This window comes from Agarivorans sp. 2_MG-2023, assembly GCF_030548085.1.
In the GTDB taxonomy this organism is placed as follows: domain Bacteria; phylum Pseudomonadota; class Gammaproteobacteria; order Enterobacterales; family Celerinatantimonadaceae; genus Agarivorans.
This window is the reverse complement of sequence record NZ_JAUORQ010000006.1, coordinates 306,793-328,655: the sequence shown is the minus strand read 5'-3', so window position 1 is coordinate 328,655 and position 21,863 is coordinate 306,793. Positions and strand designations below refer to the sequence as shown.

Genomic DNA, 21,863 nt, shown 5'->3' with positions numbered 1-21,863 from the left:
CGAAGCGAGGTGCGCATTCTACGCTTTCCTCTGTGGCTGTCAACCGCTTTTTAATATTAATTAAGAAGAAGTTTTTGAGCCGTTAATAAAGCCTCAGGCCTTACCAACCCTGACCTCGTTTCTACATCGCTTTGCAGCGCCGCTTGCCGTGTCAGTGGAGTCGCATTATAGGGATGCCCTTTAGGAAAGCAACCGTTATTTTGAATTTTTCACGTTTATCCAAACAAAAGTCTGAATTTGATTATTTATAAAGCAAAAAGGCGCAAATAAGTGCGCCTTTTTCAATAATTACACTATATGAGGCTTAGCTTTTGTCTTGCTCTTGTTCCGAACTGACTGAGTCTGCTTTTTTCTCAGTAGGTTTTGATGTCGCTTCTGGAGCATTACACTCTAGATCTTCTTCGTCACCCACCACATGCTCAAATCTAAAATCCTTTACCGTGCGAATAGTATAAACCGGACCAGACACCGCATAAGCAGCAAACAAGGTAAACAAGATAACCGCTGGCTTAACAGCCACCACAATAAACACTAATACAATAAGCAGTACGGCAAAAAATGGAACTCGGCCTTTTAGGTCAATACCTTTAAAACTATGGTACTTAAAATTACTCACCATTAGCAGGCCACTTATTACGGTAATTAAACAGGCGATAACACCTGATTTATTTCCCGGGAATTCCATGTCTTGGGCAAACCACACCATACCAGCAATGAGCGCCGCAGCAGCAGGACTCGCCAAACCTTGGAAGAAGCGTTTATCAGCGATACCTACCTGAGTATTAAAGCGAGCTAAACGTAGGGCTGCACCAACTGTATATACAAAGGCAGCTAACCAACCAATTTTTCCTAAATCGTGTAAGGCCCAGTTATAAACAACTAACGCGGGTGCAATGCCAAAAGACACCATATCCGCCATTGAATCGTATTCAGCACCAAAGGCACTTTCGGTATTGGTTAAACGCGCGACTCTTCCGTCGACACCGTCAAATATCATGGCCACAAAAATGGCAATGGCTGCGGCCTCAAACTGCCCATTCATGGATGCAACTACGGCGTAAAACCCTGAAAAAAGACCTGCGGTGGTAAACAAGTTGGGAAGCAAGAAGATGCCCTTTTGCCTAGCTCCGTCGCTAATTTTTTGCTCTGTCATTTAGCTACTCTGTGAAACTGCCTAAAAAACTAGGGCTAAAAATAGCATATGCCCCTAGTTGTTAATAGTGATTCAAAGACAAATTGGAGTGGATGAACTATATCTTAATCAAGTGTCATCAATTTCAGAGATAGACAAACTCATAAGTTGAAAAGTTTTCGCAAATTGGTAGTAGCAAGATGAATATAGACAGATTGATCGAAAATTTAAGCCTGAGTTCGGAGCAGATAAGTCAGTTTACCGAGCTAGAACAACAATACAGCCAACTCATGGACAATATGTTTGGCTTTGAAGGCGACCGCAAGCAAATGTGGAAAGCCATGCGGGACCTAGTGAAAGAAAAAGACTTGGAAATAATTAAACTGCTCGACAAGAGCCAACTCGAAACCTATCTCACCCTTAAACAAATTCAAAAACAACAACGCAGGCAAAGCTAATGTAACCCAAGGCTCATTAGCTTGCCACGCGAGCTCTGCTAGTTAAAGCTGAGCTGTCCGTCTATTAATTCTATGCGAATTGTTTTACCGGGTTCTATTTGCCCAGACAAAATGGCATTGGCTAATGGGTTTTCCAATTGCTGTTGAATCGCTCGCTTAAGTGGGCGAGCACCATAAACAGGATCGAACCCTGCCTGCCCTAACTTATCTAACACCGCATCACTAAACTCTAGCTTATAACCTTTTTCTTCTAGGCGGGGCACTAGGCGCTGTACCTGTATTGCTGCTATTTCGCGGATTTGTTCATGCGCCAGAGGATGAAAGACTACCGACTCATCGATACGGTTAATAAACTCAGGTCGGAATTGTTGAGCCAATACGTCCATTAATGCGGTTTTAATTTCTTGGTGAGTCATTTCTCCGTGGCGCTCTTGGATAATATCGGAGCCTAAGTTGGAGGTCATAATGACCACTGCATTGCGAAAATCTACCGTACGGCCTTGGCCATCAGTTAAGCGACCATCATCCAATACCTGCAATAAAATATTGAATACATCTGGATGGGCTTTTTCTACCTCATCCAACAATATCACTGAATAAGGACGACGCCTTACCGCCTCGGTTAAATAGCCGCCCTCCTCATAGCCCACATAGCCTGGAGGGGCACCAACGAGTCGAGCAACTGAATGTTTTTCCATAAACTCTGACATGTCGATTCGAACCATCGAGTCTTCGGTATCAAACATAAACTCAGCTAACGCTTTACACAGCTCAGTTTTACCTACCCCCGTTGGACCTAAAAACAAAAAGGAACCAATTGGGCGGTTGGGATCAGATATCCCAGCACGACTACGACGAATAGCATTGGAGACAGCTTCTACTGCTTCACTTTGGCCAATCACTCGGCCGTGCAGCTGTTGCTCCATGCGCATAAGTTTATCGCGCTCACCTTCGAGCATCCGATTCACCGGAATACCCGTCCAGCGCGAAAGCACATCGGCAATTTCAGCGTCAGTAACTTTATTACGCAGTAAGCTCATGTCTTGCATTTCGGCCTGAGAGGCTAAATCTAATTGACGCTCTAATTCTGGTATCCGACCATATTGCAGTTCAGACATTCGATTTAGGTCACCGGCACGCCTGGCAATATCCATGTCTAAGCGGGCTTGCTCTAAATCAGCCTTAATATGTTGGGTTCCAGACAACGCCGCTTTTTCAGCTTTCCATACTTCATCTAATTCGCGAAATTTGTGCTCTTTATCTACTAACTCACTGTCGAGTAGCTCTAGGCGCTTAACACTGGCGCTATCAGACTCTTTCTGCAGCGCTTGACGCTCCAGCTTGAGTTGAATGATTTTTCGCTCAAGTTTGTCCAAGGCTTCTGGTTTGGAATCGATTTGTAAGCGAATGCTTGAAGCAGCTTCATCAATCAAGTCAATCGCTTTATCGGGTAACTGACGATCAGAGATATAACGATGTGACAAACTTGCAGCTGCCACAATCGCTGGGTCGGTAATTTCTACAGAATGATGCAATTCATAACGCTCTTTCAAGCCACGTAAAATGGCAATGGTGTCTTCCACATTAGGCTCTTCCACCAGCACTTTTTGGAAACGACGCTCTAGGGCTGCATCTTTTTCTATATATTGGCGATATTCATTTAAGGTCGTCGCGCCCACACAATGGAGCTCCCCTCGCGCTAATGCTGGTTTCAGCATATTACCCGCATCCATTGCTCCATCGCCTTTACCTGCCCCCACCATAGTGTGCAGTTCATCGATGAACAAAATCACTTGGCCTTCTTCTTGAGAAAGCTCATTAAGTACCGCTTTTAAACGTTCTTCAAACTCACCACGATATTTAGCCCCCGCCACTAACGAGCCCATGTCTAAAGACAAAACGCGTTTGTTTTTTAAGCCTTCTGGTACTTCGTGATTAATGATACGCTGCGCTAAACCTTCGGCTATGGCGGTTTTACCCACTCCAGGTTCACCAATAAGCACCGGGTTATTTTTAGTACGGCGTTGCAATACCTGAACGGTACGACGAATTTCATCGTCACGGCCAATCACCGGATCCAGCTTGCCTTGTTCGGCGCGCTCAGTGAGGTCGATGGTATATTTTTCGAGTGCTTGGCGCTGATCTTCGGCATTCGGGTCGTCGACCTTTTGGCCACCGCGCAATTTTTCAATGGCTTTGTTAATGTTTTCTTTATTCGCGCCCAACTCGCGCATGATGTCGCCAAGCTTACCTTTGTCTTCGGTTACCGCTAAGAAGAAAATTTCTGACGAAATGAATTTATCTTTACGCTTTTGCGCCAACTTGTCACAAAGATTAAGCAGCACCACCAACTGATTGGATAGCTGAACCTCTCCACCAGTGCCTTCTACACGAGGCAGTTGCTCTAGGGCTTGAGATAGTTGTGAGCGTAAAGCACTACCTTCAATGCCAGCTTCTACCAACAGTGGTCGCAAAGATGCTGCGTCTTGATTCAACATGGCCGACATTAAGTGTACCGGCTCGATAAATTGGTGATCTCGCCCAAGCGCAAGCGATTGAGCATCAGAAATGGCTAATTGAAATTTGCTTGTGAATCTATCTAGGCGCATGTGGCACCTCCACTTGGATAAGCTATTAATGATTATGTGGGATTGAAAGCAAAAAAAATCAAGATATCAGGCGCTAAATATTAACGTTCAACACCAAATCTGTGAACTTTACGGTTTATTCAGATAACCAAATGGCGGCAGCCATACGACCAGTTTGTCCTTCACGTCGATAAGAGAAGTAATGCTTTGGATGGCTATAAGTACAGATACGCTCAGAGTAAATAGCGCCTAGTCCTAAAGCCTGTAACCGTTGTTCGGCGAGAGTGAAAATATCGGCGTAATATTTATCGGCTTGAGAAGCTTGAGTAAACGCGCAGGCGGCCCTAGCGTTGTGTTGCACAAAACGCTGTTTTACCTCTGCCCCCACTTCAAAAGCCTGTGGGCCAATAGCGGGTCCCATCCAAGCCATAAGCTGCTGCGGTTCTACTTGCATTTTTGCGACGGTTTTTTCCAACACTCCATCTACCAAGCCTCGCCAGCCGGCATGTGCTGCTGCTACTACGGTTCCTTGCTGGTCGCAAAACAATACCGGCAAACAATCGGCGGTCATCACTACACATGCAGCACCTGAACTGGCAGCAATACTGGCATCGGCTTCGCTAAGTACATTGGCTTGGTCACTGGCATCGACGACTCGAGTACTGTGTACTTGCTTGAGCCAGCATACCTGCTCGGGCATAGACATTTGAAAATTCGCGCGATTGCTATTTACCGCAGCAAGCTCATCGCCAACATGGTCACCCAAGTTATACGAATCAAAGGGCACTTGGCTCACTCCCGCTACACGGTCGCTGTAAACAGCAACCACGTTTGCGGGGCAAGGCCAATTCACCGAGTGCTTAGCCAAGCTCTAACCCAAATCAGGATTGAGTTTATGATCCGCTCGCAAGGCGTCGGCAATATCTAACATATCTTGCGGAACCGGCGCATGCCATTCCATCATTTCGCCAGTAATTGGGTGCTCTAAACGCAACATAACAGCGTGCAGAGCTTGACGCTGAAAACCGCGCATAGCGGCAATCAGTTCTTCACTTGAACCTTTAGGCAAACGCAAACGGCCGTAGGTTTGGTCACCCAATAGCGAGTGGCCAATATGGGCCATATGCACGCGAATTTGGTGAGTACGACCGGTTTCTAAGCGCAAGCGAATACGGGTATGCTGGCGAAACTTCTCGGCAACACGATAATGCGTAGCCGCAGGTTTACCTGAGGTGACAACTGCCATGTGGGTGCGTTTAGTAGGGTGACGGCCAATGGGTTCTTCCACCAAACCGCCGGCTGTCATAGTACCGGTAGCAATGGCTTCGTACTCACGAGTCACTAAGCGTTTTTGCAAAGCATCCACTAAGTGAGTTTGAGCGGGTACGGTTTTAGCCACCACCATCAAGCCAGAAGTGTCTTTATCTAAGCGGTGCACAATACCGGCACGTGCTACCTCGGCAATAGATGGGTATAAATGCAGCAAGGCATTAAGTACCGTACCGCTGTTATTGCCAGCCCCAGGGTGAACAACCATGTTAATTGGTTTATTAATTACTAGAATATCGTCATCTTCATAAACAATATCTAGTTTGATGTCTTCAGCTTTCGCTTCAACAACATCTTCTAACACGGTATTTAAGACGATTTCTTCACCGCCCACTACCTTTTCCCTAGGTTTTACCTTAAGTTCGCCATCCAAACGAACACACTCCCCTAATATCCATTCTTTAATTCGAGAACGAGAGTAATCGGGGAACAACGTCGCTAATGCTTGGTCTAGGCGGGCGCCTGCAAGCTCTTCGTCGACGATTGCACGCAACTCTAATTGTTGACTCATCTTAGGTTTTACCTCTGACAGGAAGGCCAAAACGGGCTATTGTAATCATTCTAAAGCTAAAGCATAGAAGAAAATGGTTTGTTAGACGCTGCTCCCACTATATATATCACTCGGCGATTGACGGTTTAGGTGGCATAGAGGATACTGTTTGCCCATTATTTACGGTGAATGGCGTAATACTTTTAGCAAGTGCGGAGTATTGTTATCGGGCCATCACATAAACGATTAAGACGATTTTTAGCTCATGATGCGCGTTTACAAGCAAACAATTTCAGTAATACTTCTCGGCCTTGCGCTGAGCGCCTGTTCTTCGTCGAAAGAAAAGCCGAAGATCCCAGACAAGCCTGCTTCAGAGCTTTACGCCGAAGCACAAACTGCAATTAACAACGGTGCGTTTACCGATGCTGCAGATAACTTAGAAGCATTAGATACTCGTTACCCATTTGGCCCTTATTCAAGCCAAGTACAACTTGATCTTATCTACGTTTATTACAAGCGCAGTGATACTGCGATGGCACTTGCGAGCAGCGAGCGCTTTATTCGTAACAACCCCACGCATAGCGCCTTAGACTACGTGTATTACATGCGCGGTTTAACCAATATGTCAGCAGATTACAATTTGTTCCAAAGTGTCGTAGGTATTGATAGGTATGACCGCGACCCGAGTTTTTCTCGTCAAGCCTTTAACGACTTTAGCACGCTAATTAACCGCTATCCGCGCAGTGATTATGCGCCAGATGCTAAGCAACGTATGGTTTACTTAAAAGACAATTTAGCTCGTCACGAAGTGGCTGTGGCACGTTATTACATCAAACGCGAAGCATTTATCGGTGCGGTAAACCGCGCACGTTACGTGATTGAGAATTTCCCAGATACGCCTTCAGCACGAGATGCTCTAGAAGTCATGGAGCAAGGTTACAAGGCTTTGGGTGTGACAGACAAAGTGGAACAAACTGCACTAATACGCAGCGCTAACTAAATAACTTTCAGAAATAAAAAAGGCGAGCTTAGCTCGCCTTTTTTATTGGCTATAAATTAAATAGCATCTTCGTTTTCTTCACCGGTACGAATACGGATAACACGGTCTACATCGCGAACAAAGATTTTACCATCACCGATTTTACCGGTTTGCGCAGTTTGTACGATAGTTTCAATACAGCGCTCTAGATCATCTTGCTGAACAACAAGTTCTAGTTTCATTTTAGGTAAGAAATCTACTTTGTATTCAGCGCCGCGGTAAAGCTCGGTATGTCCTTTTTGACGACCAAAGCCTTTTACTTCTGTAACCGTCATACCAGTAATACCAATTTCAGCTAAGGCTTCGCGAACATCATCCATCTTAAATGGCTTGATAATTGCCGTTACTTGCTTCATTTGTACTTCCTTATTTTTATCATTTTGTTGAGTCTGTATGTTGTTTACTTTAAGCCAAGCGCAAGCAAGTAACAACGGCGTAAAGCAAGCTTGGTCGGCAAAACTGCACAAAAAGTGTCAATTATTGGAATTAGAGTGATGCTTAATAGGCTGTTTGTTAAAGTTTTTATGCTTTGCTTGCGTTAAATACGCTTTTCCTCACTTAATCTAGGTGAAACGCGCTAACGCTGACAAATCGAACAACTTTGACTCATTGCTAGCTTAATGCTCAAATTTCCCAACAGCATACCTTTATACTTTGAATGCCGCTAAGCTCTGGCCTTGCTCATTCGCAATGGCCGCAACTTGGTCAGACTGTACCGATAACTCGTCGATTTGTGACTGACGCAATTGGCTTTGTTTTACCAAATCGTCGACCGCTTGATTAACATGATGACTTGCTTGATTTTGCTCAGCAGTAGAGCGGGAAATATTAACAGTTTGCTGTCGCACAGTAGCGACGGCTTGCTCAATATCATTCATTGCGATAGATAAATGCTCACTCAATTGCTGAGTTAATTGCATCTCGTTCTGACAAGAAGCCATCGACTCCCGCGCTTTATTGGTCGCATTATGCAGTGTATTGATCATTTCACTAATTGAATCGGTTTGTTCACGGGTTTGCCCCGCCAGTTTACGCACCTCATCCGCAACCACCGCAAAGCCGCGCCCATGTTGCCCTGCTCTAGCCGCTTCTATGGCTGCATTTAACGCCAGTAAGTTAGTGCGTTCTGCATTACTGTTAATCACTTGCACTACTTCACCCACTTGGTCTACTTGCTGATCTAACTCACTCATTCGTTGCGAGTTACGTTGCATTTTGTCGGCCAAACCTTGTAGATGCGTACTAGTACTCTCTAGGGTTTGCTTACCTTGTTCTGCAAGTTCAGCCGACCGCTGGCTATCTTGCTCAGCGTCATTTCCTGCACTGGCAATATCCCCCATAGTCGTATCCATTTGCACCACCGATGAGGCGATTAAGGCAATCCTATTTTCTTGCTCGGCGAGTTGCTGTTGTTGGCGGTGAGTAATATTAGCGCTTGCCTCTGCGGCTTGCTTAAGTTCGATGCCTCGGGCGCGTAGTTGAGCAATATTACTGCGGTTATGCTCGCTGGCTTGGTTAAGCCAACTTGCTAACTGCCTAAACTCTCGTGGACTAGACACTGGGCAACTATGAGTAAAATCACCTTGTGAGAGCTTATGAATAGCTTCGCCTATTTGTTTAACACGGCTACGCACCAAACGAACAATGGCGATACGCAAACCAACAAAAACCATAATACCTACCGCACTCAAGGCCAATAACAAACGCTGACTATGCAACATAGTTAACTGCGTATTCTGGGTGGCATTTTCGATAATAGTTACACCTTCTGCTAGTAGCTTTTCTAAATGCAATTGCAGATTATCGAGCGGTTCAGACAAGCTGGATATATCTTGTTGAATAGCGAAATTTAGCTGTACTTGCTTTGCTTGTAAGCCAAATAATCCAGCCTCGATGACAGCACCTTCAAGTATATCAATGGCCATAGACACACTGGGGTAGTCAGCTAACTCAGGGTTGTCTTTAAGTAAAATATTGTAGTTAAAACGCAACCTTGAAATGTAACTTTGCATCTGCTTTAGCTGGGTTTGCGCATTATTTGGATCTTGAGTGGTAACCAGTTGCAATTGAGCGTTCATTAAACTGGCCGCATCAGCAATAAATGCGTCATAGGCCATTTTAGATTCCGCGATATCGGCAAACAATATCGGCACTAATCGAGACATTTCATCGCGAGCAGAACCCATAGCATAAAGCACCAAACCTTGACTAGATACAACCTCACTCTGTACCTCTAAACGTTGCTCGACACGAGTAAGCAAACTTTGCATGTCTTGGTCTAGCTTCGCCACGCTCTCTGCTATGCGCGTTTGATCATCATCGAGTAAATCTAAGGCTTGGCTAAAGTGAGTAAATACACTTAGCGCCGTCACTAAGGTGTTTAACTCAGAATCAAACAGCGCTCGCTGTTCGGCAAAGGTCTCTGGATTTTGGCTACTAATGGTATTTCTTAACTGACGGTCGAGCTGCAATGCCGCTCTGTCAATTTGCGCAGCCAGCTCTGCAACGGGTAAGGCTTGTTCATCAAGCTGCTTAAAAGAGTGGCTTAGCTGATTCATCCCCCACAATGCAATCATCACAATACCTAAGGCAATGGCAAACTGCAGAGCCATTGATAAGGCAAGTTGATGTACCAAAGTGAGTTGATTCTTGAAGGGCTGTTTTAAAAACATATTTAGTTACCGCTGGAGATCCGCGGCCATTTATAGGGGAGCTTTATGACATTTTTATTAACCCCACTAAGACATGATATTAATCGTACAAAGGCTTGATTAAAATTTGCCAAAGGTGGCAAATAGGCAATAAAAATCATCTCAACGTGAACAGGCTCATGCACAAAAAGAGCAGTCAGCCTGTGAGGGTATACACTTATAGAATCAATACTCTTTAAAGCAACCGAGCGTTTGAATGAAACAAGCTGGTTTTACTCTTTTGGAACTCATGATAACCATTGCCATCGCGGTTATTTTACTTGGAGTAGGTGTGCCCAGCATGAATGCGCTCTTTCAATCAATGGCGGCCGATGCCTCTACCAACCGTATGATGCGAGAGGTTCGTTTTGCTCGCAGCCAAGCCATCAATCTAAACCAGCGGGTAGTGGTATGTGCGTTGCAAACCAACAATAGCGACTGCGGTGGAAATATGAACGCAGGATTAACGGTATTCGCCGACGACAACAGTAATGGAAAATTAGATGCAGGCGAAAAAGTATTGTTAGCTGCCGAGCCATTTTCCGATGCGGGAAATACCAGCTTTAAAGGCTCTGTCACCTCACTGTCTTTTGCCAGTGATGGTCTTATTGCAGGTAACTCTGGTAGCTTATATTTTTGCTCTAATGACAATCAATATATAGACGGCGTTGTGGTATCAAAAGGCGGTAACATTCGCTTTGTTGTTGATAGCGAAAAAAACAGCTGCCCAATTTAAAACCCAAAGGCTGTTAATACTGCAGTTCAGCAAAGCGTGTATTGGCAATATCAGAGCTAAAGCTATCATTAAACCCAACACATTCAAATTCAACAATACCGCCAAGCTTTTGAACCGTGGGCTGGTGCTCGGTATATCGGCTTTTAAGTTCCTCGCTAATCGCATCGAGATTACTCAAGCCTTTAGGACTAGCAATAATGACTTGGTCTATACCATTGCTCCCCGCCATATAACATTTAACCGTTTTGCCCCAACTGCTTGTTGCAGACAGTGTAAGCACCAAAAATATAAGTAATTTATTCATATCATCACCAACAATCAGCATTCGCATTTCCCTGGGCATCAAGCGCAGTTTTTGCCCCTTCGTCATCCATAGAAAAACTTCGGCAATCTTTATCTGCAGTACTTTGAGAACCCTGAGCAGTTGCTTTTACCGTAAAAGTGCTGCTCGCTGACGAAGCCGTTAACGTAATAGAGTAGTAGGCATTTTCGGTGTTGTAGCTGGTTGCGCCGGAAGCGGCCATACCCAAAGCAGCCAAGGTAGATGAGTACTCCGCATTATCGGCATAATATTGTTCTTGAAGTACCGCCAAAGTAGCCAGTTCTTTCATCGCTTCAGTGCGGCGAGATTCAGCAACAAACGACGTATATGCTGGATACCCCACCGCCGCTAAAATAGCCACAATGGCCACTGCAATCATCAACTCAATCAAGGTAACGCCGAGTATTGAACTTTTCATTTAGCCCTCATCAAAGTAAAAATAGATTTGTTTGGGACTCATATCCATATTGGCTTCACGTGAACCTTCTCGACACGAACCAGTTTGCTCACAGGTATGCTGCTGGTCTTCGTCTTCATCATCAAACTGCAGATCTTCGCCAGGGTCGCCCCCAAATACACGAATCACCGACTCGCCAGATTCGTCTTCTCCTGAGTGAATAATCAGATCATCCGGTACCTTGTTATCTACATCGTAGTAACGGCTATGATTGATACTGGTGCCAATATGCATACTGACACCGTAAGTACGCCCAGTACCAATCGTAGGAATGGTACAGGTGGTTGAGTTGGTGGTTTCTGGAATAAAGGAGGTGAAATACAAGTCGCCGCCTAGTACTAGGGCTGCCCCCAAAGATTTCTCACCATCTTCAACAAGGTTATGTACCCAGCCTTTAGACGCCCCTAGTGCAATAAGCTGAGTCTCTATTGCGGTTTCATCAGTTAAGCTACCGATAGGGTCACTGGTTATGTTGTACAAATCACTACTCGTAATTGCAATCGGCTGCTCGTTGTCATCCAAGGCCGTGAAATTTGTCGATTGCACGTTATAGTCTCTAAACATATAGAAGCGATTGTTTACTCCATTGGGGTCTTTGTCACTGACCGGTTTAGTTCGGTCTCCTGTGCCAATTAATACCGCATCATAAGGGATCTGCTGGGAGTCGGTGATAGTGACTTGGTCACTACCTTGACCAGTGGTCACCCGAGTAAGTTTTTTGAGGTAGGTTCTTACAATTACCGGTTCAGTGAAGAACTTCCTCTTATCGGTAAGCACAGAGTCATCGCTAATCTTGGCCAAGGCCGTCATCTTCCAGTTATCTTCGTCGGTAGAATGTAAATCTATTCGCCAAAGCTGACCGCCCATATCACCAAAATACAAACGATCAATGTTGCCATCACCGTCGCTGTCTAAACTGGCAACTTTTGCCGGGACGCTATGTGTTAGCCGATCATCTTCGCTATTGGTTAGGCTCCACACTAAGCTGCCATCTAAGGCATCTACAATAAAAACGCCTCGCCCTTTGTCATCTATAGCCGGATTGCTTAAATCTTGGTTTACGTCATAACCAGCACCAAATATCACTACCGGATTAGTGTGCCCCGGAACATAACCAACAGTAGGTTGCGACCAGCTTTGACCCAGCTCCGACATTCCAGTGCTTGAACTGTCAATCTTCCAGAGCATTTTGGGTAAATCGGAGTTAGTAAGGTCCATGGCATAATATGCATCTCCCCCTCTGCGCAAGCCAGTAAATACCAGCACCTTATCGCCGCTAGTGCTGTACTTACCATCATTATCGGTATCTTTTAAGAACACCGTAGGTGTTCCATCCACCCCGTAAACATGTTGCGAACTGGCAATATTATTTCGCAAGGTTAACTGCCGGCCTAAAAGCTCATAAGGAAAGAAAGCCCAACTTTCTGCAACGCTAGACCCTGAATCCTTAAACATATGCATTGCACCACCATTGGTCCCAACCAATATACGAATATCCATGTCATCAGGGTCGGTACTACTCGCACTGGCCCCACTACGCAGGCCATAATTAATCACTAATGGTCGAGAGTGCAGTGGGTCGCCCATCAAATCACTGCGAATAGTTGTTAAGCTATCGCCATCATCATTGTCAATGTCACTGCCTCGTATCCAATTAATGTGATCAGATAAATCGGTTTCCACCACCCCAAGATGATTAGCTAAATTGGCACTAGTGCTTGCTCTGGAGACAAGGTTAGTAGAGTTAAGGTTGGCGAAATTGCCACTATTGCTTTGATTGAAATAAACCATGCGAGCATCGTTACTGGCTAAGCTATCGGCCACCCCACCAAGCTCAACATTGTTTCCGTCTTTTACTGAGGACCAAAAGGTTTTCGCTTCATCAATAATCGAACCGTCAGCACCAATTGCTGGATTACCATTTTGATCCACCATGTAGCCTTCAGCAGAGAGTTCGAGTTTCTTCAGGTTTCCTCGCCATCGTGGGGTTAGCGAAGGTTTAAACATCGCATAATAAACCCTATCTAGCGTTCGAGTGCGGTCGAAGTTATTGCTAGTCACCGCAGGAGAAACCAGCGATGAGTTTTCTTCGTAGATACCAATCAGTGCTTGGCGCAATGCCGACTCCAACTCCACCCCGCCCTCTGCAGGGTAAAAACGCCCCTCGGCATTTTCGGCCGTGGCAATCAACATCGCAGAGCCACCTTCGATAACATCTTCACCAAAACCAATAGTAGAAATTTTAGCGTACTGGCGCCCATCTACATCGCCATTGATGTCATTGGTATTCATCCATTTGGCCAGTACGGGTAAATATGAACTGGCGCGATTGTCGGTTTCTCCAGCGTCTGGTTCTTCACCATATTTTACTGGGGAGCTCCAAGTACAAGCACTAACAGTAGTCGCACCGTCACACCCTGCCACACCGTTAGTATTAATTGGCAAGCTGCCTATATTGTCGTTTTCTTCTGCATCAACGCTTGGCGTCCCGTCAGTGATATAAATAATGCTAATTGAGCTATCACAGCCAACTTCGTAAGGTGTTATGTAGCTGCCCGAAGACTCGATAGAGGTATCGCGATTATTAGCCCCATTTGGCCCCTCCAGGCCATACACTACAGTTTCTCCGGCAAAGTAACGTTTGGCTTCCATAAGCGTCTCAACGAGAGGCGTGCCGCCATCGGCATCAAGCTCAACCACGTCAGTAATCAAAGCATCGTTATTATCCGCGGCTTGAATCCTTCTAATCACTCTGCCACCGTGGTTAGATGTGTTAAATACCATCAAACCAAAGCTCACGCCGTTAATAGTATCGAGCGCATTAGCCAGAGCTTCTTGAGCAATCTCAATTCGTGGCCGCGTAGTTGTGGCGTCTGAATGATGATACCAACGAAGATAATTGGCGCTATATAAGGTAATTAAGTAGCCATCATCAAAGCTATCTTTGGTGGTTTGTTCTGCATCGGTTTTATTCAGTGTATAAAAATCTTCGGTATTATTAGAAGCGCCGTTGATTGGGTAACCTTGAGGTGCATCAACATAGGAGTTGTTGCTTTCTCGATACTGGCCAGGATTAATGGTGGATACCACTTTATCAACAAAACTACCGTCTGATTCCTGAAGTTTAACGGTAAATGCTCGTGGGTCACCACTCTCATCCAATAAACGACCATCACTAGCATCACTGACTAACTCATAGTCATCCATACAATCAAGCACGGTGTAATTAGCACCATTGTTCAGCCGAACATTATCCCAAGATCCAGTGCCACCTTGCACCCGATGCTCTCGAAAATAGCCGGTAAAGACGCCATTTTTAGCAAGCGCTTCGTATGAGGCTGCACAGTTGTTGATGTCCCAAATAAATCGGCGGTCGTCGTTCGCACCCGTAGGGATGTATGAGCCATCTACTCCGTTAACCGTAAAGTAAATAAAGTCGTTATCTAAGCTATTTTGCGAGCTCACCGCAACGGGGTAATCTTGGTAACTCAGGTCGCCACTATTGTCGCGATTGTAGCCTTGGCGGGTAGTAATATTCCACGCCATACTGCCAGAGGTATCGAAGATAATCAGTACTTTAGGATCAGCAGAACTTAAGCTATTAAAATCGAATAGAAACAATTCAGTGTCGTCTGCCCATACAGGGCATGTCACTGATATTGTGCACAAACAGGCAAGCAGCCCCGACTTTAAATGACCGTTCATCTGCTCTCTCCTTTTAGTTATTGATTTGGCTTATCAAGTGCAGTTTATGGTTCACAATATTGGCTGCTCTATGCCCGCGGCGATGGATGTGGATGCTCGATTAGCCTTTCCATAATTTTTGGTTGCATCAACTCGAATATAGCGACATTGGGTAATAGCGTTATTGCTGCTAGCATTAAAGCTGCGGGCGCATACGCTATCTACGGTATGGATTAACGTACCGTTCGCCCCAGTAACCATTGTAGATACCGCCATCGACGCCGATGGCGCCATCGAACCAATAACGCCTTGTAAGTTTGGCTCCCATATCAACTGATTCATTTCTCCCTCTAGGGAGTGCTCTGCACCTAAGCGATCCCCCATTGCCGACACGACTTTTAAGCCCTGGTTAGCGGCGCTTAATAACACTCCCCCTAAAAAGCTTAAAATAAGTAAGAACAACATGGCGACAAACAATGCTGCGCCTTGTTGGCGAAAGTAGCGAAGGCCGTGATTCATTAATACACCATATTCCTAAGTGACACGACGGACTCAAATAGGGCCCGACGATAATGATCGTTAGCAGCTGCTACCGATACGTCACCCAACTCATAGCTGTTTTCATTAGTATAGTTTTGATCTTCGGTTAGAGAGCGCACCAGTAAAAATACCTTCGCACCAATGACTCGCCCTTCACTCCACTGCTGGGGAGAAACATTGCTAGCAGCCACAAAATCGTTAATTACTCCGTCTTTACTAGTGTCTGTATCCACGCCAAGCAATACCCGCATCCGCTCTATTCCCTCCACCAATGGACCTGAGCCGAGTATCTGCATGCCGCTATTGTTATCTAGGTACAACTGGCGTAACACTGGCAAGCCTGATTGCGCACTAACGTCTAAGTAATAAACAATGTGTTGATACTCCCAAACCTGTCGCCCCGGCATGGCGGCTTCAGTTGGCCAAGTATCATCTTTGGTGAAGATTTGTGAACTGGCTGTGTTTGCAGCAAAATAATAGCGGTCCTCGTCTAAATCCGCGGCACTTTGTATCGGAGAGCCAATGACTCGCTTTATACCAATAACATCAGAATCGGTAATCAAATCACTTCGCGAGCTTACGCAAGTGTATTGCCCATCCAGTGAGTTAGCGGCATTCACTTGACCAACAAACAAAGCACTAAAGCGCCCATCGGTAGACGGGAACGAGCCTTCGGGGGTGGCGCCAACCCAGTCAATAATGCAATCGTTGGCGGCGCTTATATCGGTAGCAAGGAGTGTAACACCGGAGCCACGCACCATAGGGTTACCGGTATACTCGCCAAAAAATCCCACCATGCGTAAATCTCGAGTGATTAGATGCATGGCAATACGACCACTCTCCATCATTTGCTCGCTGTGATAGGTAGATTCGGTAGTACGTTGCGAGGCAACTAAAAAGCTGCCAATACCTGCGGTAAGAAATAAGCCAATCACAATCGCAATCAACCATTCAATGAGCGTGAAGCCGCGCTGGTTATATGGCTTCATGAATTGACCCTAGTATTTAACGCCATTTTCCGACGTTTATCCGACTGAGCGCCACAGTTAGCGGTGACCGAGTTAGCGCTGGTAATCCCGCTAAGAGATTGCCGAGATAACCAAGTGACAACTACCGTTAAGTCACCGTTAGCGGCTAACAAAACGCAACCATTAGGTTTCACTAGTCCGCCTTTTGTGCCCGAAGATTTAGCCAGTAATCCATACTCCCAATGGTAAAGATCGTAGTTAACTACATCGGCTAGACTACAGTCGGCCATTAAACCGCTATTTTCGGCGCAGGTAGGCTTGGTTCGTGCAGTTTGACCTTCACCAACAGTGACGGTAGCGGGGTTATTCGCTTGCCAAGCAATATGATTTAAGCGCACCCGTTCGACCATGTCTTCGGCTAAAAGCATCGCCATAGTACGTTGATGGGTTTCAAAACTTGAGCGCTTAGCAACAGCTTGCATAGCAACCACTGCCAGCAGTCCAATAGCCAAGATAAAAGAAGTGATAACCACTTCAATGAGGGTAAAACCACTTTGGTGAGGTTTTGAGTAGATGTGCATCGCTATCTACCTATTCTTAACACTTAAATAATGTTCGATAGAGGTAACCTAAAGAGTTGACCAAGTCTTTAGGGTATAGCGCAAAAAAGAAGGCTATGCCTTCTTTTATAGATTAAATGAGAGATAACTCAATTAGTTAGTTTGAGTGACTCGTAACTCAGCAGGAACTTCAAAAATGGTGTTTTCTTCACGCCCCGGGTTTTCTACAACAGTCACACCGCCCATGGCTTTTAAACCTGATACTACTTCTTGAACCAGTATCTCTGGGGCAGATGCTCCAGCGGTAACACCAACCTTAGTATCATCATTAAACCACTGGCAGTTAATATCGCTAACGCCGTCAATCAAGTAGGCTGCCGCACCCGATTTTTCAGCTTTTTCTCGCAGGCGATTTGAATTAGACGAGTTTTTAGAACCCACCACTAATACCACATCAGATTTCTCGGCCAAATCTTTTACTGCGTCTTGGCGGTTTTGGGTCGCGTAGCAAATATCATCTTTACGTGGACCTTGAATATGCGGGAAGGTTTCTCGCAAAGCATCAATGATGGCAGAGGTATCGTCAACGGATAAGGTGGTTTGCGTACAGTAAAAAAGTTGCTCTGGCTTTTTAACACTTAAGCTGGCGACATCGTCTACCGTTTCTACTAAGTAAATCCCACCATCAGCGTTGTCGTATTGGCCCATGGTGCCATTTACTTCTGGATGACCATGGTGACCAATCAATACACATTCGATGCCTTTGCGGCTAGCGCGAGTAACTTCCATATGCACTTTAGTCACTAGAGGACACGTTGCATCAAAAATCTTTAAGCCACGCTGTTTAGCTTCAGCACGCACCGCTTGGGATACGCCATGAGCACTAAAAATACAAATACTGCCTTCTGGTACGTCGCTAAGTTCATCAACAAACTCGGCGCCGCGTTTACGCAGGCCGTCCACCACATAGCGGTTGTGAACCACTTCATGGCGAACATAAATAGGCGCGCCGAACATTTCCAAAGCACGTTCTACAATAGAGATAGCGCGGTCAACACCAGCACAAAAACCACGAGGATTAGCTAACAGTATTTCCACTATCGATCCTTAATTAACCGCTAAAATTTCTACTTCAAAAATAACCGTTTGCCCAGCCAGTGGATGATTAAAGTCCACTGTCACTGAATCACCGGTCACTTCACGCACAATACCAGGAATTTCGCTACCGTCAGGTTGAGCAAAGGCAATAATACTGCCTTCTTCTGCGGGGGCTTCTTCGCCAAATTTACTGCGCTCGAAATACTTAATGTTGTCTGGATTACTTGGGCCAAAGGCTTGTTCTGCACTGAGTTCAAATTGGCTTTTGTCGCCAGCTTTTAAGCCCTCTAAACACCTTTCAAAACCTTCGGTTAAGCTTCCATCGCCCACTACCAGCTGAGCTGGCTTAGGGTAATTGTAAGTGCTTTCGGCAATCGTTCCATCGCTTAACTTCAATACAAAATGAAGTTCTACTTTGCTTCCTTGCTGAATCATTTAGCGTCCTTTGGCTGGGGCGAGAAAATGCTGTCGAGCACCAATAACACAGCGCCAACACAAATAGCAGAGTCAGCCACGTTAAAAGACGGCCAATGATAGCTACCTACATAAAAATCTAAAAAGTCGATCACGTAACCAAACACCACACGGTCAACTACATTACCAATGGCCCCACCCAGCACCAAGGCGTAAGCAATCGCTTGCCACTTTTGGTTGGCCGGGGTTTTCTTCATCCACCACAGCAATAAGCCACTAACAAAAATAGCGATAGCAGTAAAAAACCAACGTTGCCAGCCACCAGCATCACTTAAAAAGCTAAAGGCTGCACCGTAATTGCGTACCGATACTAAGTTAAAAAATGGAGTTACTTCTACGCGCTCGTATAAATCAAAAGTTTTAGCTATTGCCAGTTTAGTGATTTGGTCGAGAGCAAATACCACGACACTCAACCACAACCAACGTAAACCAGTACTGCTCGTTTTATTCGCTACTGCTTCATTATGCATAGTGACGAGACTCACCTTCACCCGCTACGTTGGTAACACAACGGCTACACAAGCTAGGATGCTCTGCATTTTGACCAACATCTTCGCGGTGATGCCAACAACGGTCACATTTCTCACCGCTGGCAACTTCAACAGCCACTTTAAGGTTGGCCAGTTCGGTAACGGCCGCGTCAGCAGTTGCTTGTTCTAGCGGCTGTAAGCTCACACCAGAGGTAAGTAATACAAAGCGAAGTTCATCACCTAACTGAGTAAGTACTTGTTCTAGCTCGCTATCAACATACAGCGTTACTTTAGCTTCTAAGGTGCCACCAATTTTCTTATCACGGCGTGCTTGCTCTAGGTTCTTGTTCACCTCATCACGAATAGTGATTAATTGTGCCCAGAATGCATCATTCATGCTGTTGTCTTGGGCTAACGGTGTTAAACCTTCATACCACGTTTCAGTGAATACAAATTCGTTACGCTCACCAGGAAGAGCTTGCCAAATTTCGTCGGCAGTAAAGCTTAGAATTGGCGCAATCCAGCGGGTTAATGCTTCAGCAATGTGGAACAGTGCAGTTTGGCAAGAACGACGCGCTAGACCATCTGTTTTAGCCGTGTACTGGCGATCTTTAATAATGTCTAAGTAGAAGCTACCTAACTCGATAGAACAGAAGTGCATTAACTTCTGGTATACCACATGGAATTGGTATTGCTCGTAAGCTTCTACAATCTCTTGTTGAACCGCAGCCGCACGGCCAACAACCCAACGGTCAAGCTCAACCATTTCTTCAGCAGCCACTAAGTGCTGCTCAGGCTCAAAACCAGCCAAGTTAGCTAATAAGAAGCGCGAAGTATTGCGAATACGACGATAAGCATCAGCACTGCGCTTGAATACTTCATCAGACACGCTCATTTCAGCGGTATAGTTAGTTGAAGCAATCCACAAACGTAAGATGTCTGAACCCAATTTGTTCCAGATATCTTGCGGCGCAATACCGTTGCCTAAAGATTTAGAAAACTTATGGCCGTTAGCATCAACCGTAAAGCCATGAGTCAATACTTGTTGGTATGGCGCTTTGCCGTGCATCGCTGTTGAGATCATCAATGATGATTGGAACCAGCCACGGTGTTGGTCTGAGCCTTCTAGGTACATATCGGCAGCTTGGCCATTAAACTCTGCTCGTGCGTCTACTACGCTTGAGTGAGTTGAACCTGAGTCAAACCATACATCTAAAGTGTCTTCTACCTTACGGTATTGCTCGGCTTCAGCACCTAGCAACTCAGTGGCATCTAAATCCCACCATGCTTGAATACCGGTTTTTTCTACTCGTTTCGCCACTTCTTCCATTAGCTCTACAGCACGTGGATGAAGTTCGTTTGTTTCGCGATGAACAAATAGTGCAATTGGCACGCCCCACGTACGTTGACGAGAGATACACCAATCTGGGCGGTTCTCTACCATGCTTTCGATACGGCTTTGGCCCCAATCAGGGATCCACTGGGTCTTCTCGATTTCTTGCATAGCCTGCTTACGCAGACCATTTTGATCCATGCTAATAAACCACTGCGGCGTAGCACGAAAAATAATAGGTGTTTTGTGGCGCCAGCAATGTGGGTAACTGTGGCGGTATGCATGGTGATGTAATAAAGCGCCAGTTTCTTTGAGCTTCTCAACCACATTGTCGTTGGCTTTAAATACGTGTTGGCCAGCAAAAAACTCAGTGTCAGATAAATAAACACCGTTGTCGCCCACTGGGTTGGCGACTTCTAGATCGTATTTTTGACCAACAGCGAAATCTTCTTGGCCGTGGCCAGGTGCGGTATGCACACAACCAGTACCTGATTCAGTAGTAACGTGGTCACCTAAAATAACCGGTACTTCAAAATCGTAGAACGGGTGCTTAACCTTAATCAGCTCAAGGGCTTCACCTTGACAGTAACCTAGCGCATTAAAGTGAGTCGCGCCAAAACGCTCTACACATTGCTCCATTAAGTCACGCGCTAGAATTAGACGCTCTTTACCGGCTTCGGTTTCAATTTGCACTAGTACATATTCTAAATGCGCGTTCACCGCTACTGCACGGTTAGCCGGTAAGGTCCACGGAGTGGTGGTCCAAATAACAGTCGAGATCGGGCCTTCGCCAGTAACACCTTCTGGGTGATCGAATTTGGCGAGAACTGCCGCGTCGTCTACTGCAGTGAAACGTACATCAATAGCAGGAGAAGTTTTGTCTTCATACTCAACTTCGGCTTCGGCTAAAGCACTGCCACAATCGGTACACCAATGCACCGGCTTAGAGCCTTGCAATAGGTGGCCGTTATCGATGATTTTAGCCAAAGAGCGAATGATGTTAGCTTCAGTATCAAAGTTCATGGTTAGGTAAGGATTTTGCCAATCACCTAATATACCCATGCGGATAAAGTCTTTACGCTGGCCGTCGATTTGCTTAGCAGCATAATCACGACACTTTTGACGAAACTCAGCAGCAGTTACCTTTTTACCAGGCTTGCCAACTTTCTTTTCTACTTGCAACTCGATAGGCAAACCATGACAGTCCCAACCCGGCACATATGGCGAGTCAAAGTCTGACAAGGTCTTCGATTTAATAATGATGTCTTTAAGCACCTTGTTAACCGAATGGCCAAGGTGAATATTGCCGTTGGCGTAAGGAGGGCCATCGTGCAAAATAAAGCTCTTTTTACCTTTTTTGGCCTGTCTAATCTGGCCGTACAAATCCTTTTCGTCCCAACGCTTAAGCATTGCAGGTTCGCGGTTGGCTAAGTTACCACGCATCGGAAATTCAGTATCAGGTAAATTAAGAGTATCTTTATAGTCGCTCATCGAA

19 protein-coding genes are annotated in these 21,863 nt (G+C 45.5%); 3 read left to right on the top strand and 16 right to left on the bottom strand.

Annotated features, from left to right (window positions below; all coding sequences use genetic code 11):
• Positions 1-304 precede the first annotated feature (304 nt).
• Positions 305-1,153, bottom strand: a complete 849-nt coding sequence (pssA, locus tag Q4549_RS11705; protein WP_137674926.1) for a CDP-diacylglycerol--serine O-phosphatidyltransferase — start codon at positions 1,151-1,153, stop codon at positions 305-307.
• 179 nt (positions 1,154-1,332) lie between these two features.
• On the opposite strand from pssA, the gene Q4549_RS11700 reads away from it, so the two are divergent.
• Complete coding sequence (locus tag Q4549_RS11700) at positions 1,333-1,590, top strand: hypothetical protein (RefSeq protein WP_303551315.1); 258 nt, start codon at positions 1,333-1,335, stop codon at positions 1,588-1,590.
• 38 nt (positions 1,591-1,628) lie between these two features.
• On the opposite strand, the gene clpB is transcribed toward Q4549_RS11700, so the two are convergent.
• The 3 genes from clpB to rluD all read right to left on the bottom strand — a co-directional run bounded on the left by clpB (position 1,629) and on the right by rluD (position 6,018).
• Positions 1,629-4,199, bottom strand: coding sequence for an ATP-dependent chaperone ClpB (gene clpB / locus Q4549_RS11695; protein WP_303551318.1), 2,571 nt, complete (start codon positions 4,197-4,199; stop codon positions 1,629-1,631).
• A gap of 115 nt (positions 4,200-4,314) precedes the next feature.
• Positions 4,315-5,046: a peptidoglycan editing factor PgeF gene (gene pgeF, locus Q4549_RS11690; RefSeq protein ID WP_303551321.1), complete on the bottom strand. Its 732-nt coding sequence runs from the start codon at positions 5,044-5,046 to the stop codon at positions 4,315-4,317.
• 3 nt (positions 5,047-5,049) lie between these two features.
• Positions 5,050-6,018, bottom strand: a complete 969-nt coding sequence (gene rluD, locus Q4549_RS11685; RefSeq protein WP_303512477.1) for a 23S rRNA pseudouridine(1911/1915/1917) synthase RluD — start codon at positions 6,016-6,018, stop codon at positions 5,050-5,052.
• Positions 6,019-6,262: 244 nt separating this feature from the next.
• Between rluD and Q4549_RS11680 the strand changes: the two genes are divergently transcribed.
• Positions 6,263-6,997 carry an outer membrane protein assembly factor BamD gene (locus Q4549_RS11680; protein ID WP_137674921.1) on the top strand — a complete coding sequence of 245 codons (735 nt, stop codon included), beginning with the start codon at positions 6,263-6,265 and terminating at the stop codon, positions 6,995-6,997.
• 56 nt (positions 6,998-7,053) lie between these two features.
• On the opposite strand, the gene Q4549_RS11675 is transcribed toward Q4549_RS11680, so the two are convergent.
• Both Q4549_RS11675 and Q4549_RS11670 read right to left on the bottom strand, forming a co-directional pair.
• Positions 7,054-7,392 (bottom strand): P-II family nitrogen regulator, encoded by a 339-nt coding sequence (locus tag Q4549_RS11675; RefSeq protein WP_137674920.1) that lies wholly within the window; start codon positions 7,390-7,392, stop codon positions 7,054-7,056.
• Positions 7,393-7,683: 291 nt separating this feature from the next.
• Entirely contained in the window at positions 7,684-9,708 is a 2,025-nt protein-coding gene (locus tag Q4549_RS11670) for a methyl-accepting chemotaxis protein (protein ID WP_303551324.1), read from the bottom strand.
• A gap of 235 nt (positions 9,709-9,943) precedes the next feature.
• Between Q4549_RS11670 and Q4549_RS11665 the strand changes: the two genes are divergently transcribed.
• A complete protein-coding gene (locus Q4549_RS11665) occupies positions 9,944-10,462 on the top strand; it encodes a GspH/FimT family pseudopilin (protein ID WP_137674918.1) in 519 nt (172 codons plus the stop codon).
• Between the two features lie 13 nt (positions 10,463-10,475).
• On the opposite strand, the gene Q4549_RS11660 is transcribed toward Q4549_RS11665, so the two are convergent.
• From Q4549_RS11660 to ileS, 10 genes are all read right to left on the bottom strand, one after another.
• Positions 10,476-10,766, bottom strand: a complete 291-nt coding sequence (locus Q4549_RS11660) for a hypothetical protein (protein WP_303557162.1) — start codon at positions 10,764-10,766, stop codon at positions 10,476-10,478.
• Between the two features lie 4 nt (positions 10,767-10,770).
• The gene (locus tag Q4549_RS11655; RefSeq protein ID WP_303551327.1) at positions 10,771-11,202 is read right to left on the bottom strand and encodes a type IV pilin protein; all 432 of its coding nucleotides are present in this window, start codon (positions 11,200-11,202) and stop codon (positions 10,771-10,773) included.
• A complete protein-coding gene (locus Q4549_RS11650) occupies positions 11,203-14,946 on the bottom strand; it encodes a pilus assembly protein (protein ID WP_303551330.1) in 3,744 nt (1,247 codons plus the stop codon).
• Between the two features lie 51 nt (positions 14,947-14,997).
• The gene (locus Q4549_RS11645; protein ID WP_303551332.1) at positions 14,998-15,444 is read right to left on the bottom strand and encodes a hypothetical protein; all 447 of its coding nucleotides are present in this window, start codon (positions 15,442-15,444) and stop codon (positions 14,998-15,000) included.
• The gene (locus Q4549_RS11640) at positions 15,444-16,454 is read right to left on the bottom strand and encodes a PilW family protein (RefSeq protein ID WP_303551335.1); all 1,011 of its coding nucleotides are present in this window, start codon (positions 16,452-16,454) and stop codon (positions 15,444-15,446) included. The genes Q4549_RS11645 and Q4549_RS11640 overlap by 1 nt, the downstream gene beginning before the upstream one ends.
• Positions 16,451-17,014, bottom strand: a complete 564-nt coding sequence (gene pilV / locus Q4549_RS11635; RefSeq protein ID WP_303551338.1) for a type IV pilus modification protein PilV — start codon at positions 17,012-17,014, stop codon at positions 16,451-16,453. Before pilV ends, Q4549_RS11640 begins: the two co-directional genes overlap by 4 nt.
• A gap of 132 nt (positions 17,015-17,146) precedes the next feature.
• Positions 17,147-18,091 (bottom strand): 4-hydroxy-3-methylbut-2-enyl diphosphate reductase, encoded by a 945-nt coding sequence (ispH, locus tag Q4549_RS11630; RefSeq protein ID WP_137674913.1) that lies wholly within the window; start codon positions 18,089-18,091, stop codon positions 17,147-17,149.
• 9 nt (positions 18,092-18,100) lie between these two features.
• Positions 18,101-18,526 carry an FKBP-type peptidyl-prolyl cis-trans isomerase gene (gene fkpB / locus Q4549_RS11625; protein ID WP_303551341.1) on the bottom strand — a complete coding sequence of 142 codons (426 nt, stop codon included), beginning with the start codon at positions 18,524-18,526 and terminating at the stop codon, positions 18,101-18,103.
• Positions 18,523-19,035: a signal peptidase II gene (gene lspA, locus Q4549_RS11620; RefSeq protein WP_137674911.1), complete on the bottom strand. Its 513-nt coding sequence runs from the start codon at positions 19,033-19,035 to the stop codon at positions 18,523-18,525. Before lspA ends, fkpB begins: the two co-directional genes overlap by 4 nt.
• Positions 19,028-21,859, bottom strand: coding sequence for an isoleucine--tRNA ligase (gene ileS, locus Q4549_RS11615; RefSeq protein ID WP_303551344.1), 2,832 nt, complete (start codon positions 21,857-21,859; stop codon positions 19,028-19,030). The genes lspA and ileS overlap by 8 nt, the downstream gene beginning before the upstream one ends.
• Positions 21,860-21,863: the final 4 nt, after the last annotated feature.

What these genes read in the sequence shown, in the direction of transcription:
- clpB (WP_303551318.1), bottom strand. Translation starts at nt 4,199, where the DNA reads ATGCGCCTAGATAGATTCACAAGCAAATTTCAATTAGCCATTTCTGAT.
- Q4549_RS11660 (WP_303557162.1), bottom strand. Translation starts at nt 10,766, where the DNA reads ATGAATAAATTACTTATATTTTTGGTGCTTACACTGTCTGCAACAAGC.
- Q4549_RS11640 (WP_303551335.1), bottom strand. Translation starts at nt 16,454, where the DNA reads ATGAAGCCATATAACCAGCGCGGCTTCACGCTCATTGAATGGTTGATT.
- pssA (WP_137674926.1), bottom strand. Translation starts at nt 1,153, where the DNA reads ATGACAGAGCAAAAAATTAGCGACGGAGCTAGGCAAAAGGGCATCTTC.
- Q4549_RS11680 (WP_137674921.1), top strand. Translation starts at nt 6,263, where the DNA reads ATGATGCGCGTTTACAAGCAAACAATTTCAGTAATACTTCTCGGCCTT.
- Q4549_RS11655 (WP_303551327.1), bottom strand. Translation starts at nt 11,202, where the DNA reads ATGAAAAGTTCAATACTCGGCGTTACCTTGATTGAGTTGATGATTGCA.
- rluD (WP_303512477.1), bottom strand. Translation starts at nt 6,018, where the DNA reads ATGAGTCAACAATTAGAGTTGCGTGCAATCGTCGACGAAGAGCTTGCA.
- ileS (WP_303551344.1), bottom strand. Translation starts at nt 21,859, where the DNA reads ATGAGCGACTATAAAGATACTCTTAATTTACCTGATACTGAATTTCCG.
- Q4549_RS11665 (WP_137674918.1), top strand. Translation starts at nt 9,944, where the DNA reads ATGAAACAAGCTGGTTTTACTCTTTTGGAACTCATGATAACCATTGCC.
- fkpB (WP_303551341.1), bottom strand. Translation starts at nt 18,526, where the DNA reads ATGATTCAGCAAGGAAGCAAAGTAGAACTTCATTTTGTATTGAAGTTA.
- lspA (WP_137674911.1), bottom strand. Translation starts at nt 19,035, where the DNA reads ATGCATAATGAAGCAGTAGCGAATAAAACGAGCAGTACTGGTTTACGT.
- Q4549_RS11675 (WP_137674920.1), bottom strand. Translation starts at nt 7,392, where the DNA reads ATGAAGCAAGTAACGGCAATTATCAAGCCATTTAAGATGGATGATGTT.
- pilV (WP_303551338.1), bottom strand. Translation starts at nt 17,014, where the DNA reads ATGCACATCTACTCAAAACCTCACCAAAGTGGTTTTACCCTCATTGAA.
- Q4549_RS11670 (WP_303551324.1), bottom strand. Translation starts at nt 9,708, where the DNA reads ATGTTTTTAAAACAGCCCTTCAAGAATCAACTCACTTTGGTACATCAA.
- Q4549_RS11700 (WP_303551315.1), top strand. Translation starts at nt 1,333, where the DNA reads ATGAATATAGACAGATTGATCGAAAATTTAAGCCTGAGTTCGGAGCAG.
- Q4549_RS11650 (WP_303551330.1), bottom strand. Translation starts at nt 14,946, where the DNA reads ATGAACGGTCATTTAAAGTCGGGGCTGCTTGCCTGTTTGTGCACAATA.
- Q4549_RS11645 (WP_303551332.1), bottom strand. Translation starts at nt 15,444, where the DNA reads ATGAATCACGGCCTTCGCTACTTTCGCCAACAAGGCGCAGCATTGTTT.